The sequence below is a fragment of the Nonomuraea sp. 10N515B genome, from assembly GCF_052245915.1.
GTDB lineage: Bacteria > Actinomycetota > Actinomycetes > Streptosporangiales > Streptosporangiaceae > Nonomuraea.
Window position 1 is genome coordinate 23603 of record NZ_JBQQBQ010000077.1, and the last position, 16533, is coordinate 40135.

General features: G+C 69.3%; 17 protein-coding genes. 13 read left to right on the top strand and 4 right to left on the bottom strand.

Going from position 1 to position 16533, the window contains the following annotated elements; translation table 11 throughout:
• The first annotated feature begins 24 nt into the window (after window positions 1-24).
• From ACTWQA_RS51785 to ACTWQA_RS51810, 6 genes are all read left to right on the top strand, one after another.
• Complete coding sequence (locus ACTWQA_RS51785) at window positions 25-894, top strand: MurR/RpiR family transcriptional regulator (protein WP_327584587.1); 870 nt, start codon at window positions 25-27, stop codon at window positions 892-894.
• Window positions 895-1629, top strand: a complete 735-nt coding sequence (locus tag ACTWQA_RS51790; protein WP_443166193.1) for a sugar isomerase domain-containing protein — start codon at window positions 895-897, stop codon at window positions 1627-1629.
• A 19-nt stretch (window positions 1630-1648) separates the two neighbouring features.
• Window positions 1649-3061: an N-acetylglucosamine/diacetylchitobiose ABC transporter substrate-binding protein gene (ngcE, locus tag ACTWQA_RS51795; RefSeq protein ID WP_443166194.1), complete on the top strand. Its 1413-nt coding sequence runs from the start codon at window positions 1649-1651 to the stop codon at window positions 3059-3061.
• A complete protein-coding gene (locus tag ACTWQA_RS51800; protein WP_443166195.1) occupies window positions 3061-3972 on the top strand; it encodes a carbohydrate ABC transporter permease in 912 nt (303 codons plus the stop codon). The genes ngcE and ACTWQA_RS51800 overlap by 1 nt, the downstream gene beginning before the upstream one ends.
• Window positions 3972-4889, top strand: a complete 918-nt coding sequence (locus ACTWQA_RS51805) for a carbohydrate ABC transporter permease (protein ID WP_443166196.1) — start codon at window positions 3972-3974, stop codon at window positions 4887-4889. Before ACTWQA_RS51800 ends, ACTWQA_RS51805 begins: the two co-directional genes overlap by 1 nt.
• Before the next feature lie 398 nt (window positions 4890-5287).
• On the top strand, window positions 5288-5839 hold the full coding sequence (locus tag ACTWQA_RS51810) for a GNAT family N-acetyltransferase (protein ID WP_327584582.1): 552 nt from the start codon (window positions 5288-5290) through the stop codon (window positions 5837-5839).
• Here ACTWQA_RS51810 and metE read toward each other — a convergent pair.
• Entirely contained in the window at window positions 5830-7977 is a 2148-nt protein-coding gene (metE, locus tag ACTWQA_RS51815; protein WP_443166197.1) for a 5-methyltetrahydropteroyltriglutamate--homocysteine S-methyltransferase, read from the bottom strand. The two genes, ACTWQA_RS51810 and metE, sit on opposite strands and share 10 nt — an antisense overlap.
• A 79-nt stretch (window positions 7978-8056) precedes the next feature.
• On the opposite strand from metE, the gene ACTWQA_RS51820 reads away from it, so the two are divergent.
• Window positions 8057-8905: a LysR family transcriptional regulator gene (locus ACTWQA_RS51820; RefSeq protein ID WP_443166198.1), complete on the top strand. Its 849-nt coding sequence runs from the start codon at window positions 8057-8059 to the stop codon at window positions 8903-8905.
• On the opposite strand, the gene ACTWQA_RS51825 is transcribed toward ACTWQA_RS51820, so the two are convergent.
• Window positions 8898-9578: a DNA alkylation repair protein gene (locus ACTWQA_RS51825; RefSeq protein WP_443166199.1), complete on the bottom strand. Its 681-nt coding sequence runs from the start codon at window positions 9576-9578 to the stop codon at window positions 8898-8900. The two genes, ACTWQA_RS51820 and ACTWQA_RS51825, sit on opposite strands and share 8 nt — an antisense overlap.
• Window positions 9575-10243: a TetR/AcrR family transcriptional regulator gene (locus ACTWQA_RS51830; RefSeq protein ID WP_305923071.1), complete on the bottom strand. Its 669-nt coding sequence runs from the start codon at window positions 10241-10243 to the stop codon at window positions 9575-9577. The genes ACTWQA_RS51825 and ACTWQA_RS51830 overlap by 4 nt, the downstream gene beginning before the upstream one ends.
• Before the next feature lie 97 nt (window positions 10244-10340).
• On the opposite strand from ACTWQA_RS51830, the gene ACTWQA_RS51835 reads away from it, so the two are divergent.
• The 6 genes from ACTWQA_RS51835 (at window position 10341) to ACTWQA_RS51860 (ending at window position 15986) form a co-directional block, all read left to right on the top strand.
• On the top strand, window positions 10341-11504 hold the full coding sequence (locus ACTWQA_RS51835; protein ID WP_443166200.1) for an acetyl-CoA C-acetyltransferase: 1164 nt from the start codon (window positions 10341-10343) through the stop codon (window positions 11502-11504).
• A 4-nt stretch (window positions 11505-11508) separates the two neighbouring features.
• Window positions 11509-12873 carry an alkaline phosphatase D family protein gene (locus ACTWQA_RS51840; RefSeq protein ID WP_443166201.1) on the top strand — a complete coding sequence of 455 codons (1365 nt, stop codon included), beginning with the start codon at window positions 11509-11511 and terminating at the stop codon, window positions 12871-12873.
• 25 nt (window positions 12874-12898) lie between these two features.
• Window positions 12899-14383 carry a glycoside hydrolase family 3 protein gene (locus ACTWQA_RS51845; RefSeq protein WP_443166202.1) on the top strand — a complete coding sequence of 495 codons (1485 nt, stop codon included), beginning with the start codon at window positions 12899-12901 and terminating at the stop codon, window positions 14381-14383.
• Complete coding sequence (locus ACTWQA_RS51850) at window positions 14376-15059, top strand: pentapeptide repeat-containing protein (RefSeq protein WP_443166203.1); 684 nt, start codon at window positions 14376-14378, stop codon at window positions 15057-15059. The genes ACTWQA_RS51845 and ACTWQA_RS51850 overlap by 8 nt, the downstream gene beginning before the upstream one ends.
• Before the next feature lie 234 nt (window positions 15060-15293).
• On the top strand, window positions 15294-15500 hold the full coding sequence (locus tag ACTWQA_RS51855) for a hypothetical protein (protein ID WP_443166204.1): 207 nt from the start codon (window positions 15294-15296) through the stop codon (window positions 15498-15500).
• 78 nt (window positions 15501-15578) lie between these two features.
• A complete protein-coding gene (locus tag ACTWQA_RS51860) occupies window positions 15579-15986 on the top strand; it encodes an ACT domain-containing protein (RefSeq protein WP_327581659.1) in 408 nt (135 codons plus the stop codon).
• Between the two features lie 15 nt (window positions 15987-16001).
• Here ACTWQA_RS51860 and ACTWQA_RS51865 read toward each other — a convergent pair whose 3' ends face one another.
• Complete coding sequence (locus ACTWQA_RS51865; protein ID WP_443166205.1) at window positions 16002-16337, bottom strand: hypothetical protein; 336 nt, start codon at window positions 16335-16337, stop codon at window positions 16002-16004.
• Between the last annotated feature and the right edge of the window lie 196 nt (window positions 16338-16533).

The following is a 16533-nucleotide window of genomic DNA, read 5'->3' on the forward strand; positions in this document are numbered from 1 at the left end:
ACCGGGTGTTCGGAAGGAATATTCGTGACTTCAGGAGCGCTCGGGCGCGTCGAAACGGAACTACCCGGTTTGCCGGAGGCGTTGCGCAGGGTCGGTGAGGTGATTCTGGATGACCCGGCCGAGGCCGCGCGGTCGACCATCATCGCGCTGGCCGAGCGGGCGGGCAGCTCGCCCGCCACCGTGACCCGGTTCTGCCGGGCGTTCGGCTTCTCCGGTTACGCCGAGTTGCGCGTCGCGCTCGCCACCGAGACGGGCCGGGCCGCCCAGGCGGGCTGGGGGGCGGGCGTCGGCCACGAGATCGGTCCGGAGGACCCGCTCGACAAGGCCGTGGAGGTCATGGCCGCCGCCGATGCCCGGCTCATCCAGGACACCGCCGCGGGGCTCGACCTCGACCTGGTGGCCCGGGTGGCCGACGCCATCGTGGCGGCCCCTCGGGTGCTCCTGGTTGGCGTCTCCACCAGCGGGAACGTGGCCACCATGTTCGAAGGCAGGTTACGCCGCATCGGCATCCCCGGCTGGAGCGCGGGCGACGCGCACGTGGCCCTGTCGGAGGCGGCGCTGCTCAAGCAGGGCGACGTGGCCATCGGCATCAGCCACCGGGGCCGTACCCGCGAGGTCATGGAGGCGCTGGCCGAGGCGGGCAGCCACGGCGCGCTGACGGTCGCGGTCACGTCCTTCGCCCGCTCCCCGCTGGCCGACCTGGCCGACCTGGTGCTGACCACCGCCAGCAGGGAGACCACGTTCCGGCTCGGCGGGCTGGCCGCCGTCCATTCGCAGCTGTTCGTGCTGGACGCCGTCTATGTGGCGGTCGCGCAACGCACCTACGAGCGCACCAACGAGGCGTTCGAGCGCACGATCAGCGCCGTGGAGAGCCATAGGGTGGAAAGAGGCTGAATGACGTACGCATCCAAGGTCCTCGACCTGGCCCACCAGGTCGCGGAGAGCCAGGCCGAGCCGGTCAAGCAGGCGGCCGGGCTGATCGTGGCCTCGATCCGGGCCGGGGGCGTGGTAAACGCTTTCGGTTCCGGGCATTCCGAGGCCATCGCCATGGAGATCGCCGGACGGGCCGGCGGCCTCGTGCCCAGCAACCGCCTCACACCCAGGGACCTCGTCCTGTACGGCGGCCGCCCGCCGAGCGTGCTGACCGCGGAGCTGGAGCGGGACCCGGCCATCGCCCATGAGATCTACGGCCTGGCGCCGGTGGCGCCGCAGGACGTGTTCGTGCTGATCTCCAGCTCCGGCGTGAACGGCACGGTCGTCGAGCTGGCCACGATCGTCAAGGACCGCGGCCATCCGCTGATCGCGCTGACCTCGGTCAAGCACAGCAGCCGGATGACCTCGCGCCACCCGTCGGGCGGCAAGCTGCTCGACCTGGCCGACGTCGTGCTGGACAACGGCGCGCCGTACGGGGACGCCATCCTCGACCTGCCCGGCGGCGGCAGTTACGGTGCCGTGTCCACGATCACCTCCGCGTTGCTGGCGCAGATGGTGGTCACCGAGGCGGTGGACGAGCTGGTGGCGATGGGGGAGACGCCCCCCATCTACCTGTCGGCGAACGTGACGGGCGGTGACGAGCACAACAGGGCCCTCGAGAGCCGCTACGCAGGTCGAATCAGACGTGGATCATGAAAAGTCAGGAGTAGTCGATATGTCCACCACCCCCCACATCAGCAGGCGCGAGCTTCTTCGCGGCGCCGCCCTCGTGCCGGTGGCAGGGGCGCTGGCCGCGTGTGCCACACCCGCCTCCCAGCCCACCGCCACGGCCTCCTCGGCGCCGGCCGCGACCAGCGCGGCCAACCCGTTCGGCGTGGCGGCCGACAAGCCGCTGGAGGTGTGGATCTTCGACGGCGGCTTCGGCCAGGACTACGCCAAGAACATCCACCAGCCGCTGTTCAAGACCAAATACCCGAACGTCGAGATCAAGCACAACGCGACCAAGGAGATCACCAAGGTCCTGCAGCCGCGCTTCGCCGGCGGCAACCCGCCCGACGTGATCGACAACTCCGGCGCCAACGCCATGGACTTCGGCGCGCTCGCCCAGGACGGCCAGCTCCAGGACCTGACCCCGCTGCTGGACGCGCCCAGCTGGGACGACCCGAACGTCAAGATCAGAGACACCCTCGACCAGGCCGTCGTCGAGATCGGCACGTACGACGGCAAGTTCAGCGTGCTCGGCTACGTCAACTACATCTTCGGGATCTGGTATTCGCAGAAGGTGTTCCGCGACAACGGCTGGGAGGTGCCCAAGACCTGGGACGAGTTCCTCGCGCTCAACGACACGATCAAGAAGTCCGGCAAGATGGCGCCCTTCACCTATGCCGGAAAGTTCCCGCAGTATCTGTACGAGCCGCTGCTGACCATGGCCGCGAAGATCGGCGGTAACGAGGTGCTGGTCAACATCGACAACCTCGAGGACGGCGCCTGGACCTCCGAGCCCATGAAGACCTCGGCCACGGCCTGGGCGGAGATCGGTGCGAAGTACCTCATGGAGGGCACCGCGGGGCTCGACCACGTACAGACCCAGACCGCCCAGAACAAGTACAAGGTAGCCATGCTGCCCTCCGGCTCGTGGCTGGAGAACGAGCAGAAGACGACCACCCCGGCCGACTTCGAGTACGGCATGTTCCCGATTCCGGACTTCACCAGCTCGGACAAGCTCCCGTACGGCACCCTGCACACCTCGCCCGGCGAGAACTTCATCGTCCCGTCCAAGAGCGCGAACCCGCAGGGCGGCATGGAATACCTGCGGGCCATGTTGTCGAAGAAGGCGGCCGGCGAGTTCAGCGAGATGGTCAAGACCGTCTCCGTGGTCAAGGGCGCAGGCGAAGGCCGGCAGCTGTCGCCCGGCGCGTCCAGCGCGTCCAAGGCCGTGACGGACGCGGGCTCGAACACCGTCACCTATCGCTGGCAGACCTGGTACGCCCAGCTCAAGGACGAGGCCATCGCCGCCACCGGCCAGCTGATGACCGGCGGGCTCAAGCCGGAGGCGTACCTGGAGCGCCTGCAGAAGAAGGCCGACGAGATCAAGAACGACTCCTCGATCAAGAAGTACAAGCGCTAATGATCTTCAATAGGTATCGCCGTGGGCTGTTCATCACCTCGTTCCTGGCAGCCCCGGTGATTCTCTACCTGGTTTACGTCATCTCGCCGTACATCCAGGCGTTCTACATCGCGATGACCGACTGGCGCGGCGTGACGGCCACGCCGCGCTTCATCGGCCTGGACAACTTCGAGCGGCTGCTCGGCGACGGGACGTTCTGGAAGGCCGTCAGCCACAACGGCGCCCTGCTGCTCCTGCTGCCGCTGATCACGATCGTCATCGCCCTGTTCTTCGCCTTCCTGCTCAACGTGGGCGGCCCGCAGGGCCTGACGGGGATCCGCGGGTCGAAGTTCTATCGGGTGGTGTTCTTCTTCCCGCAGGTCCTGGCCGTCGCGGTGGTGGCGGTGCTGTTCCAGCAGGTGTTCCGGCCGGACGGCAGCGGCATGCTGAACGGCCCGCTGATGGCGCTGGGCATCTCGCCGATCGGCTTCCTGTCCGACCCCGACGTGGCGTTCTGGTCGGTGCTGGGCGTCATGGTGTGGCAGGCGGTCGGCTTCTACGTCGTGCTCTTCTCCGCCGGCCTGGCCTCCATCCCCAGGGACATGTTCGAGGCCGCGCAGATCGACGGGGCGGGCCCCCTCAGCCTCTTCTTCCGCATCACGCTGCCGCTGCTCTGGGACACCGTCCAGGTGGCCTGGGTCTACCTGGGCATCCTCGCCCTGGACGTGTTCGCGATCGTCTGGGTGATGACCGACCAGCACGGCGGCCCCGACTTCTCGACCACGGTCATGGCGGCCGAGATCTACCGCAACGCGTTCCAGTATTTCCGGTTCGGCTACGCCTCGGCTCTCGGCGTCGTGATGTTCTTCTTCACCGTCGGCTTCGCGATCCTCTCGCTGCGCCTGTCCCGACGCGAACGAATCGAGTACTGATGACAACGATGACCTCGTGGACGGTGGCGAACTCCCGCAAGCTCGCCCGCCAGGAGCGCAGGCGGCGCCTCGGGCCGTTGGGCATGCTCACGCACCTGGCGCTGCTGGTGTGGACGCTGCTGACGGTGGTGCCGATCCTGTGGACGTTCCTGGCCTCGGTCAAGAGCGAGGATGAGATCTTCGGCGACGCCTGGTCGCTGCCCGCCGCGCTGCGCTGGGACAACTTCGCCAGGGCGTGGGAGCAGGCGCACATCGGCCAGTACATGCTCAACAGCGTCATCGTGGTGTCGTTCAGCACGTTCGGCACCATGCTCATCGGCTCGATGGCCGCGTACGTGCTGGCGCGCTACCCCTTTCGCGGCAACCGCGCGGTCTACCTGCTGTTCGTCTCGGGTCTGGCGTTCCCGGTCTATCTGGCACTGACCCCGCTGTTCTTCGTCGTGCAGAACATGGGCAACGTGCCGCTCGTCGGCCCGTTCATCGGCCTGAACACGCACGCGGGCCTGGTCCTGGTCTACATCGCGTACTCGATGCCGTTCACCGTCTTCTTCCTGTCGGCCTTCTTCCGTACGCTGCCGACCGCGGTGGGGGAGGCGGCGATGGTGGACGGCGCGTCGCACACGCGGGTGTTCTTCCAGATCATGCTGCCGATGGCCCGGCCGGGCATCATCAGCATCACGATCTTCAACATCCTGGGCCAGTGGAACCAGTACCAGCTTCCGCTGGTGCTGCTCCAGGAACGGGACAAGTGGGTGCTGACTCAGGGCATCGCCGACATCTCCACCGCCGCCGGATACGACCAGGACTGGTCGGCCCTGTTCGCCGCCCTGACCCTGGCCATCCTCCCCATGCTGGTCGTCTACACGGTCTTCCAGCGCCAGATCCAGTCAGGCCTGACATCTGGAGCCCTGAAATAACGCAGCGCAACCGGACTGCTACCTTGAGGCAACCTCGCATCTGCCGGAATAGTCATGGACGCATTTCGGGAGGTGGGTCGTTGATCGTGCTCAGGCATCCGGACAGCTTCTCTTCGTGGCGGGCCTCCATGTGCGACTGGAGGACGCATGCCCCAAGGAGCCGGCTCCCAGCGGTGGTCGAGGCATCCTGCTGCGAGGAATACGTCCTGTGCTCAGAAGGCGCCGAATTCTTCGTCCGGCGCCGTACCGATGACGGGTGCTACCAAGAGACCGCCAGAGGAAGCTATGCCCGCGCCGCCAAGGTGTGGATCGACCTGGCTGGGGGGCACCGGCACCAGGAGCGGGCCGGCGCGAAAACGGCTCGCCATCCCTGGCGGTGATCTGCTTTCCTTCGTCCCATGAGATCGGCATGGGTGGGAGAGCGCGTACGCCTGCGCGCCATGGAGCCCGAGGACTGGGAGGCGTTCCACGCCTTCAACGAGGACTCCGACGCGGTCAGGAACGGCTGGCGGCTCCATCCGCCCATCTCGGCCGCCTACGCCAGGAAGTGGGCAGCGGAGGAGGCCGAGCGGGAAAAGGATCTCGACGAATTCAGACTGGTGATCGCCACCAGGGACGGCAACGTCCCGGTCGGGACGCTCAACACGCACCAGGCCGCCCGCGAGCACGGCACCTTCGCCTACGGGATCAGCGTCGGCACCCCGCACCAGCGCAAGGGCTACGCCGGCGACGCCATCGTGATCCTTCTGCGCTACATGTTCTTCGAGCGCCGCTTCCAGAAGGCGGAGGCGTGGGTCTACGCCTCCAATGACGCGTCGCTGGCCCTGCACCGGCGGCTGGGCTTCGTCGAGGAAGGCCGCCGGCGCAGGAGCCACTACCACGCCGGTCACTATGACGACGAGGTGCTGTTCGGCATGACGATCGAGGAGTTCACCGAGCGCTACGCCTGAAGCTCGGCACGCAGCCTGCGGGTGGCGGTGACCACGTTCGCCAGGGCCGCCTCCACCTGCTCGTACGTCCGGGTCTTCAGCCCGCAGTCCGGATTGACCCAGACCCGCTCGACCGGCAGTGCACGCACCGTCCGGCGCAGCAGGTCCTCGACCTCCTCGGCCCCCGGCACCCGCGGCGAGTGGATGTCGTACACGCCCGGCCCGAGCCCGCGCCCGAACGACTCCACCGCTCCCAGGATCCGCGCCCCCGACCGGGCGGACTCGATCGTGGTCACGTCCGCGTCCAGCCCGTCGATGGCGGCCAGGATCTGGTCGGCGTCGGAGTAGCACAGGTGGGTGTGGATCTGTGTGCGATCGCCGGCCCCCGAGGTGGCCCGCCGGTACGCGGCCACCGCCCACTCCAGGTACTCGTCCTGGGCGGCCCGTCGCAGCGGCAGCAGCTCACGCAGCGCCGGCTCATCCACCTGGACGATCGAGACCCCGGCCGCCTCCAGGTCGCGGACCTCCTCCCGCACCGCGTCCGCCACCTGGAACACCACGTCCCGCAGCGGCAGGTCGTCGCGGACGAACGACCAGGCCACGATCGTGACCGGCCCAGTGAGCATGCCCTTGACCGGTTTGTCGGTAAGCGACTGCGCGTATGTGGCCCACCGCACCGTGATCGGCTCAGGCCGGGCGACGTCGCCGTGCAGGATCGGCGGCCGGGTGCAGCGCGAGCCGTACGACTGGACCCAGCCGTTCCTGGTGACCGCGAAGCCGTCGAGGTGCTCGGCGAAATACTGCACCATGTCGTTGCGCTCCGGCTCGCCGTGCACGAGGACGTCGAGGCCGAGCCGCTCCTGCACGCGGATGGCGTGTTCGATCTCGGCCTCGACCCGCCGCTCGTACTCCGCCTGCGTCAGCGTCCCCGCCGTCACCGCCGCCCGGGCCGCGCGCAGCTCGCCGGTCTGCGGGAACGAGCCGATCGTGGTGATCGGCAGCGGCGGCAACCGCAGGTGCGCGGCCTGCGCCGCGGCGCGCACCGCGTACGGGCCGCGCCCCTCCGCGACCACCGGCTCCGCCAGCGGCACCGAGGGCACGGCCGGCGCCGGCCCGGTGAAGCCGGCGCCCGCGAGTGCCACCACCTCGGCCACCTTCTGCTCCGCGAACGCCAGCCGCGACCTCAGCCCCGCATCCAGCTCCGGCTCGGCCTCCACGTCGTAGGGCACGTGCAGGAGCGAGCACGAGGTGCTCACCGTCACCTGCGAGGCCCGCACGGAGCCGAGCGCGGCCAGCGCCCGCTCGGGCGAGGTCCGCCACACGTCCCGCCCGGACACGACACCGGCGACCACGGTCTTCCCGGTCAGATCGACGACGGGGACCCCGCCTCGCACCAGATCGACCCCGATGGCCTCCACCGGCGTGCCGGCCAGCACCGGCAGCGCCTCCCCGAGATCCCCGAAGTACGATGCCACGAACAACCCGGGCCGCGAGCCCACCGCCCCCAGCCGCTCGTAGGCGGTCCGCACCGCGGCCAGCTCGTCCGCCGTCCGGTCCGCCACCAGCGCCGGCTCGTCCAGCTGGACCCACGCGACGCCCTCGGCGGCCAGCGTGCCGAGCAACTCCTCGTAGCAGTCCAGCACGTCATCCAGCCGCTCCAGCGCACCGGCCAGCAGCAGGAACGTCACCGGCCCGATCATCACCGGCCGCGTCTCGTAGCCCAGCGCGCGCGCTTCCCGCACCTCGCCCAGCGGCTTGCCCGCGTCCAGCTTGAACACGGTGTCAGGACCGATCTCCGGCACGATGTAGTGGTAGTTCGTGTCGAACCACTTCGTCATCCGCAGCGGCGCCAGCCCCTCGGTGCCGCGGGCCATCGCGAAGTAGGGGTCCTCGGCCGCGCGATACCGCTCGGGCACCGCGCCGAGCAGCACGGCGGTGTCCAGCACCTGGTCGTACAGCGAGAACGTGTTCGACGGCAGCCCCTCCAGACCGAGCTCGGCCAGCCTGCGCCAGGTGCGCTCCCGGATCCCGGCGCCCACCCGGTCGAGCTCCGCCCGGCTCGAACGCCCGTCCCAGTGCGACTCCAGCGCCCGCTTCAGCTCCCTCCGCGGCCCGATCCTCGGGTAACCCAGCACGGTGGACTTGGGGAACGGCGACATCTTCTCAACTCCCTGTGACGTCGGACGACAGATCGTTGTGATCGTGCCGAGTACCCGGACAGTCGTGCACCATGTATTGATGTTGCTTATGCTCAGGGAGATCCACTGCTTCACGCGGGTCGCGGCGCGGCTCAGCTTCTCGGCCGCCGCCGCGGACCTGGGCATGTCGCAGCCCGCCATGAGCCAGGCCATCACCCGGCTCGAGCGCGCCGCCGGCGTCAAGCTCTTCGACCGCACCGCCCGCGAGGTGCGGCTCACCGCCGAGGGCAAGGCGCTGCTGCCGTACGCGGGGCAGATGCTCGAATCGGCCCGGGCGTTCACCGCGGAAGCGGCCAGGCTCGCCCGCCCGACCATTCACCTTGCTTATCCACCACTGGTGGGCACGCTGGCGGCGCGGATCGTCAGACGTCTCGCGGGACGCAACCCGCCGATCGGCGTGGAGCTCACGGTCGCGGGCCGGGGGGCGGCGGCCCAAGCGCTCACGGACGGCCAGGTCTCGGCCGCCATCCTGGCCACCCCGGCACCGGCCCAGTTCGTCACGGCGGCCAGGTTCCACGTGACCGTCGACCACCTCGCCGTCCCCGTCGGCCACCGGCTGGCCTCCGCACAGAGGGCGGCCGCCTCCGACCTGGCCGGCCAGGTGCTCCTCACACCGAGCACCCGCCCGTGGACCGGCCTGCCCGGCCGCTCCCGCATGGTGGCCGACGACGACTTCGCCGCGGCACTCGACCTGGTGGCCGCCGGCGCGGGCCTGCTGCCGATCCCGCAGCTGCTGGTGCGGGCGATCAGGCGGGACGACGTGCGGTTCGTGCCGCTGGACGCGGGCGACCTGCGCATCACGTACGCGCTGGCCTGGTCGAAGGATCGGGTCACGCCGGAACTCATGGCCCTGGTCCAGGCGGTGCAGGACGCGTTGTGGACTAGGTGACCGACAGATTGCGCAGCGCTTCGCGGCGGCTCAGGCCCGTGATGCCCTTGGCCTTCACGTAGCGGACGACCTCGCCCGGATTGGTCTTGGCGTATTCGCGTAACGCCCACCCGATCGCCTTGCGGGCGAAGAAGTCGTTGTCCGACAGGCTGGGCTCGATGCACGCATAGAGCAGGGCCGTGTCCGTGCGGCCCTTGAACCGGTTTTGGCACAGGATCGCGGTGCGCCGCTTCCACAGGTCCGCGTCGTGCGCCCACTCCAGCATGAGCGGCCGCATCGAGTCAGGGTAGGCGGCCAGCAGCCCGCCCATCCGGTGCGTGGCCAGCTCATCCACCAGGTCCCACCAGGCGCCGGTGACGATCATCTCCTCGTACATCGGCACCGTGTAGAGGGTCTGGAAGCTCCGGTAGAGGTGGTATCCGGACAGTTCGATCGCGGCGTAGCGCTCCTCGCGGTATTCGGCCTCGCGCCACAGCGATAACACGGCCCGCCGCCAATCCGGCGCGCTCTCGAGGCGGTGGTCGGCGAACACCCGCTTGAGCGCGGCCCGCCGGGGCACCGCCTGGACGCCCAGGAACGGCATGGCGGACTTCATGTAGGCGCGCATCGCCTCTGCCTTGTCCGGTTCGGCCACGGCCTGCAGGGCCAGCCGGACCGCCTTGCCCAGGCTCATCCCCGGCGCTGCGTCGTGCGCTCGCCCGTGGCGAGTCCGTCGAACAGCACGGTGATGTAGTGCTCGGCCAGCCCGCCCGTATTGAGCCTGCCGCCGGGGCGGAACCAGCGGACCGCCACCCAGATCGTGTCACGGATCATGCGGTAGGTCAGCTTGGGGTCGACGTCGGAGCGGAACTGCCCGGCGAGCTGGCCCGCCTTGATCTGCGCCACCCAGATCTGCTCGACCTCGTCCTCGGCCTTGACGAGGTAGTTGAAGCGTTCGAACTGCCGCAGGTAGTTCCAGTCGTTCTGCATGACGGTGATCGCGGCCCGGTGCGGCTCCAGCGTGCCGAAGCCGATGCGGACCATCTCCGACAACACGGTGCGCGGGTCGGAGCTGGTCTCGACCGCGGCGCGGTAGCGGGCGATGAGGTCGTCGAGGAAGGTGGACAGCACCTCGTCGACGATCGTCTCCTTGGAGTCGAAGTGGTGGTAGAGACTCCCGGAGAGGATGCCCGCCTCGTCGGCGATCTCGCGTACTGTCGTGGCCTGGAAGCCCTTGCGCGCGAAGAGCTCCGCGGCGAGCTTGACGAGGTGGTCGCGGCGCTCGGACGCCGACCCGGTGGAGGTCGCGCGCTGGCGCTTCGCCGGTGCGGCGGTGCCGGAGTTCTTTCGCGTGGTCACGTCACCATTATGAGCCCACGGACAATCGCTTGCTCACCTAACCGGCCCAGCTCATCGGGCATTCCAGGTTAGACCAAGCGCTTGCTACGATACGGAGATGAGCGAGGCGTACATCGTCGGCGCCGTCCGCACCCCCGTCGGGCGCAGGAACGGCGGCCTGGCCAGGATCCACCCCGCCGATCTCGGGGCGCACGTGCTCAGGGAGCTGATGGACGGCACGGGCGCCGACCCGTCGGCCGTGGAGGATGTGATCTTCGGCTGCGTGGACACGATCGGGCCGCAGGCCGGCGACGTCGCCCGCACCTGCTGGCTGGCCGCCGGGCTGCCCGAGGAGGTGCCCGGTGTCACAGTCGACCGCCAGTGCGGCTCCTCCCAGCAGGCGCTGCACTTCGCCGCACAGGCCGTGTTGTCGGGCACCAGCGACCTGGTGGTCGCGGGCGGCCTGCAGAACATGAGCATGATCCCCATCTCGTCCGCGATGCTGGCCGGGCGCGCGCTCGGGCACGAGACCCCCTTCGGGGGCTCGAAGGGCTGGGTCGAGCGGTACGGCACCCAGGAGGTCTCCCAGTTCACCGGCGCCGAGCGGATCGCCGCGCACTGGGACATCTCGCGGGAGGAGATGGAGCGATACGCGTACGAGTCGCACCGGCGGGCCCTGCACGCCATCGACGCCGGATATTTCCGGCGGGAGATCGTTCCCTGCGAAGGCGCCGCCGTGGACGAGGGCCCGCGCAGGGACACCACGCTCGACAAGATGGCCGCGCTCAAGCCCCTGGTCGAGGGCGGCCGGCTGACGGCCGCGCTGGCCTCGCAGATCTCCGACGGCGCCGCCGCCCTGCTCATCGCCTCGCCCCGGGCCGTACGCGAGCACGGCCTGACTCCGCGTGCCCGCGTGCACCACCTGTCGGCCCGCGGCGCCGACCCGATCACGATGCTCGACGCCCCGATCCCCGCCACCGTCCACGCACTCGGCATGACCGGCATGTCGATCGACGACTTCGACGCCATCGAGATCAACGAGGCCTTTGCCTCCGTCGTGCTGGCCTGGCTGAAGGAGACCGGCGCCGACCCGGCGAGGGTCAACCCGAACGGCGGCGCGATCGCCCTCGGCCACCCACTCGGCGCGACCGGCGCCGTGCTGGCCGTCAAGCTGCTGCACGAGCTGGAGCGGACCGGCGGCCGATACGGTCTGCAGACCATGTGCGAGGGTGGCGGACAGGCGAACGTCACCGTCATCGAACGGCTCGGTGCGTCACCATGACGGTATGGCAAACCCGTTCACCCTAGGTGTCGCCTCCGGGGAGCCGATGCCCGACGGCGTGGTCCTCTGGACCCGCTTAGCCGTCGATCCACTCAACGCCGACCCTCTGCGGCCCGGCGGCATGGCTCCGCGGGCCGTCGAGGTCCGCTGGCAACTCGCCGAGGACGAACGGTTCACCCAGGGCCTGCGCCAGGGGACGCTCCAGGCGCTGCCGACCTGGGCGCACAGCGTGCACGTCAGGGTGGCCGGGCTCAAACCGGGCGCCGACTACTTCTACCGGTTCCGGGCGGGTGGCAACCTGAGCCCGGTCGGACGCACCAGGACGGCGGACGACCCCGCCTCGGCGCGGCCCGTGCGGTTCGCGATCGCCAACTGCCAGCGGTATGAGCACGGCTTCTACACCGCGTATCGGCATCTGGCCGAGGAGCGGCCCGACGTCGTCTTCCATGTCGGCGACTACATCTACGAGTCGCGCCAGGCCGCCACCGTCGTGCGGCCGCTGGGGCCGGTGCCCGGTGAGATCAGCAGGTTGCACGAGTATCGCCTGCGCTACGCCCGCTACCGGACCGACCCCGACCTGCAGGCCGCGCACGCCGCCGCGCCCTGGGTGCCCACCTGGGACGATCACGAGGTGCTCGACAACTACCGGGGCAGGGGCGACGGTTCGGCCGCGTTCCTGCGCCGCAGGGGCGCCGCCTACCAGGCCTACTACGAGAACCAGCCGCTCAGGGTGCGGCCGCAGGACGGGCATCTGCAGATGTACCGGCGGCGGACGTACGGGCTGGTCGCCGACTTCATGGTCCTGGACGTCCGCCAGCATCGCGACGCCGGCAGCATGCTCGGCGCCGCACAGGAGCAATGGCTGATGTCCCGGCTGCTCACCAGTCCGGTCAGATGGCGGGTGCTGGTGCAACCGCTGTTCTTCGCCCGCCGCTTCGTCCCAGGCCCGCCGCCCAACCTGCGCCCGGACTCCTGGGACGGTCACCAGGCCGAGCGCGCCCGCATCCTGGCCGCGAGCGCGTCCGGGCTGGCCGTCTTCAGCGGGGACGTGCACAACTTCTGGGCGGGCGAGCTCAAGGCGGACTTTCTCGATCCGGCCTCGGCCACGGTGGGGGTGGAGTTCGTGGGCAGCTCGATCAGCAGCCGGCCGCCGCAGACCGACGGCCCCGCCGTGCTGGCCGCGAACCCCCACCTGAAGTTCTTCGACGACCGCCGGGGCTACCTGTCCTGCGTGGCCGGCCCCGACGAGCTGCGGGTGGCGGTGCGTGCGGTGGACTTCGTGGACAGGAGAGGCGCACCGATACGGACCGTGGCGGAGTTCCTCACCAAGGGAGATGGGTTGACGTCAGAAAATACCCCTAGCAAATAGGAAACTTTCCTATTAGATTGCGGGCATGCCCCAGAGCGGTGACCTGCTTCGCCTCGCCGACGCCGTCCTCTTCCCCGGTTTCGCGGGACGGACGCCCCCCGACTGGCTCCGTCGCAGACTCGGCGACGGGCTGGCGGGCGTGGTGCTGTTCTCCCGCAACATCGCCGGCCCCGGCCAGGTGGCCCGGCTGACCGCCGAGCTGCGTGCCGAGAACCCCTCGGTGCTCGTCGGCACGGACGAGGAGTCCGGCGAGGTCACCAGACTGGAGGTGGCCACCGGCAGCAGCCGCCCCGGCGGGTACGCGCTCGGCGTCGTGGACGACGTGGCCCTGACCGAGGCCCTCGCCCGGGACCTCGGCGGCGACCTGGCAAGCGCGGGCATCACGATCGACTTCGCCCCCTCGGCCGATGTGAACTCCAACCCGGACAACCCGGTCATCGGCCTGCGGGCGTTCGGCGCCGACCCGGTCCTGGTCGCCCGGCACACCCGGGCGTTCGTCCGCGGCCTGCAGTCGGCCGGCGTCGCCGCCTGCGCCAAGCACTTCCCCGGGCACGGGGACACCTCCATCGACTCCCACCACGGCGTGCCCGTGGTGGCCGGCGACGGGATCGAGGCCGCGCTGGTCCCTTTTCGCGAGGCGATCAAGGAGGGCGTCAAGGCCGTCATGACCGGCCACCTCCTGGTGCCCTCGTACGACGCCGAGTTGCCCGCCACGCTCAGCCCCAAGGTCCTCACGGGGCTGCTCCGTGAGGAGCTGGGCTACGACGGGATGATCATCACGGACGGCATCGAGATGGCCGCGGTGTCGGGGGCGTACGGGATCGGGGGCGCCTCCGCCCGCGCCATCGCCGCCGGAGCCGACGCGATCTGCATCGGCGGCGAGCGGGCCGACGAGGCCGTCGCCGTCGAGGTCCGCGACGCCATCGCCGCCGCCGTGACCGAAGGACTGCTGCCCGAGGAGCGGCTGGCCGACGCCGCTCGCCGGGTCCGCGAGCTGGCCGCCTGGGCCACCTCCTCGGGCAGCCAGGCACAAGGGCACGAGAACGGCTACCTCGGCCTCACAGCCGCCCGCCGGGCCATTCGCATCACCCGCCGCTCCACGGCCCCGATCCTGCCCCTGTCCTCGGCCCCGTACGTGGTCGAACTGGCCCCGGAGATGAACCTGGCCATCGACAAGGGCACCCCCTGGGGCGTCGGCGAGCCCCTCACCCGCCTGCTGCCCGGCACCACGGTCACCCGCCTCGCGGCCGGCGAGGCGACCGGTGCCGCGCTTGAGCGCCTGATCGGCGAGGCCGTCTTCCGTCCTCTGGTGATCGTGGTCCGCGACGCGCACCGCTACGCCTGGCAGGCCGAGGCCCTGCGGCACCTCCTCAGCGCCCGCCCGGACGCGGTCGTGGTCGAAATGGGCCTGCCCGCCCGCTCGGACCTGGGCGCCGTCCACATCGCCACGTACGGCTCCGCGCGGGTCTGCGGGCAGGCGGCGGCCGAGGTGCTGACCGGTAGTGTGTGACACCGTGAACTTCGACGGCGAGGACCTCTCACGCAAAGCGCTGGCCGACCGCCTCCCGCCCGACGAGCCGCACGTCTTCCGCGACTGCGACCTCACCGAGACCGACCTGTGGGGCGCCTCGCTGGCCGGGGCCCGGTTCGAGTCCTGTGTCCTGGAGCAGACCGACTTCCGCAAGGCCGACCTGGATGGGGCGGTGTTCACGGGCGGCGGCGGGATGCGGACCCGGTTCAGCGACGCCGACCTCATCGACGTCACGTTCACGGACGTGGACCTGTCGTCGGCGCAGTTCGGCGGGGCGCTGCTGACGGACGTCTCGTTCACCGGGTGCCGCATGATCGGCGCGTCCCTGACGGCGTCCCGTGGCACCGGCTTCAAGATCGCCCGCTCCAACCTGACCCTGGCCAATCTGGGTGGGTGCTCGCTGCGCGGCGAGGCCATCGAGGGCGTGCGCTTCGACAACGCCGACCTGTCGGGATGCGACTTCACCGAGGCCACGTTCAGCGACTGCCGCTTCATCGGGACGCGCCTGCTGAACACGAAGTTCACGAAGGCCGATCTGCGGGGAGCCGATCTGGGGCAGCCGGACGACGCCAAGCTGCGGGCCTTCGCCGGCGCCATCATCAACCAGTCCCAGGCCAACGCCATCCTCGCCGCCCGAGGCATCACCGTCCTCTGAGTCGCGGCGTACGTCGCCCGCCTGCCGCAGGCGTGCCGCGATCGAGATCGAGCCGTTCACCACCCGACGCTCTGCCTATGTAGATTTCATCTACGAAGATTCAATCTATGTAGGAGCTGTCCAGGTGGCAGGGCTCGGTTTCATAGGCAGGACCGTTGAGCTGGCCTTTCTCCACGAGCGGCTGGACCGGGCGACGAGGCAGGTCCCTCTGGTTGGCTGCCAGGCGTCGGTGCTGTGGTCGAGGTCCATCGAAAGGATCATGGCCACAGCCTGGCGCTGCCGGTGACGGCGGGCGAAATGCTCCAGGGCAGCGGTGACGGTGGCCTGGAGACCCTTGGTGCCGAGTTCTTCGGCAGCCTCATCGAAGAGATCTGCGTGTATGTCGATCACAGTACGCATGGCGGCTCCCTTGCCGGTCGGGACGATGCGGTCGATCGCTAGTGCCGTGGCCGGAAACGTTCGCCGGGTGCCACTGGCCGAGCAAGCGTGGGTCGCAGGATCTCTGGTAAGCATGCGTCCATGAACTCGCCCACGGCTCAACACCTGCGCATCGTTTCCCCAGTGTTCGCCATCGAACAACTGCCGCATCCGGCGTCGCCCGGGGACGACTGGGTCGTGCTTGTCCGCGGGCCAGAAGGGCTGACCGTTGTCCGTGCGGCCCGGCCTCTGGAGTCAGGGGAACGGTGGATCGGTTTCTACAGTGGGGCCACAGCCCACGGCCTGGACATTCCCGGAATGCTGGCGGCGATCGTCAAGCCGCTGGCAGAGGCGGCGATACCGGTGTTCGTCGCCTCGACCTCCGACGCCGACCTGGTTCTGGTTCCCCAGCAGAGAGAGCAGCAGGCCGTCATCGCTCTGGAGGAAGCGGGACACCAGGTGGAAAGCGGGGACGGTCAGGCCGGTGAACCTTTCTGGTCACAGCACTAGGCAGGATTGGACCTTTCAGTGATCCCCGAGCACGCTGGAAGGTGCCGGTAGCTTCCAGTTCGGCCCGTTGGGGTGATCGAGCCACAGGTGCGTGCCTTCAGGGCCAACGGTCAGCCCGAATCGTTCATAGTGTGGGCTGCCGAGCGCCACCCACCCGAGATAGGCGTCGGACAGCTCATCCCACAGGCGGCGTTCGCCGTACTGGGTGACCTGGTAGGTGTCGGTCCCGGTTTCCTTGTCGCAAGCTGCCCACGATCCGTTTGGGTTGTCCGGCTCGAACAGCAGCAGGGAGTACGTGTTCTCATCGATGGATGCGTGCCAGCCGATCCGGGGCGCAAGCGCCGCGAACATGAGTTCGGCCCCTCGATCCGCCGTTGCCAGGATGGTTGGATCGTTCGTGGTCTTGGAGCGCTCGGCCTCCGGCCGCGCCCATGGAGGTGGTGTTTGAGAAGGTCACCCGTAATCGGTGACTATTAGGAAGCAATCGCCTCAATAGTCACTTTAGCATCGTTTGTCTTGTTTTTGGAATCGGATGAATCGGTGTTCT

Excerpts from the sequence above, each read along its gene's own strand:
- ACTWQA_RS51840 (WP_443166201.1), top strand. The coding sequence starts at position 11,509 with ATGGCAAACCCGTTCACCCTAGGTGTCGCCTCCGGGGAGCCGATGCCC.
- ACTWQA_RS51810 (WP_327584582.1), top strand. The coding sequence starts at position 5,288 with ATGAGATCGGCATGGGTGGGAGAGCGCGTACGCCTGCGCGCCATGGAG.
- ACTWQA_RS51860 (WP_327581659.1), top strand. The coding sequence starts at position 15,579 with ATGAACTCGCCCACGGCTCAACACCTGCGCATCGTTTCCCCAGTGTTC.
- ACTWQA_RS51820 (WP_443166198.1), top strand. The coding sequence starts at position 8,057 with ATGTTGCTTATGCTCAGGGAGATCCACTGCTTCACGCGGGTCGCGGCG.
- ngcE (WP_443166194.1), top strand. The coding sequence starts at position 1,649 with ATGTCCACCACCCCCCACATCAGCAGGCGCGAGCTTCTTCGCGGCGCC.
- ACTWQA_RS51835 (WP_443166200.1), top strand. The coding sequence starts at position 10,341 with ATGAGCGAGGCGTACATCGTCGGCGCCGTCCGCACCCCCGTCGGGCGC.
- ACTWQA_RS51825 (WP_443166199.1), bottom strand. The coding sequence starts at position 9,578 with ATGAGCCTGGGCAAGGCGGTCCGGCTGGCCCTGCAGGCCGTGGCCGAA.
- ACTWQA_RS51800 (WP_443166195.1), top strand. The coding sequence starts at position 3,061 with ATGATCTTCAATAGGTATCGCCGTGGGCTGTTCATCACCTCGTTCCTG.
- ACTWQA_RS51790 (WP_443166193.1), top strand. The coding sequence starts at position 895 with ATGACGTACGCATCCAAGGTCCTCGACCTGGCCCACCAGGTCGCGGAG.
- ACTWQA_RS51865 (WP_443166205.1), bottom strand. The coding sequence starts at position 16,337 with ATGTTCGCGGCGCTTGCGCCCCGGATCGGCTGGCACGCATCCATCGAT.
- metE (WP_443166197.1), bottom strand. The coding sequence starts at position 7,977 with ATGTCGCCGTTCCCCAAGTCCACCGTGCTGGGTTACCCGAGGATCGGG.
- ACTWQA_RS51845 (WP_443166202.1), top strand. The coding sequence starts at position 12,899 with ATGCCCCAGAGCGGTGACCTGCTTCGCCTCGCCGACGCCGTCCTCTTC.
- ACTWQA_RS51805 (WP_443166196.1), top strand. The coding sequence starts at position 3,972 with ATGACAACGATGACCTCGTGGACGGTGGCGAACTCCCGCAAGCTCGCC.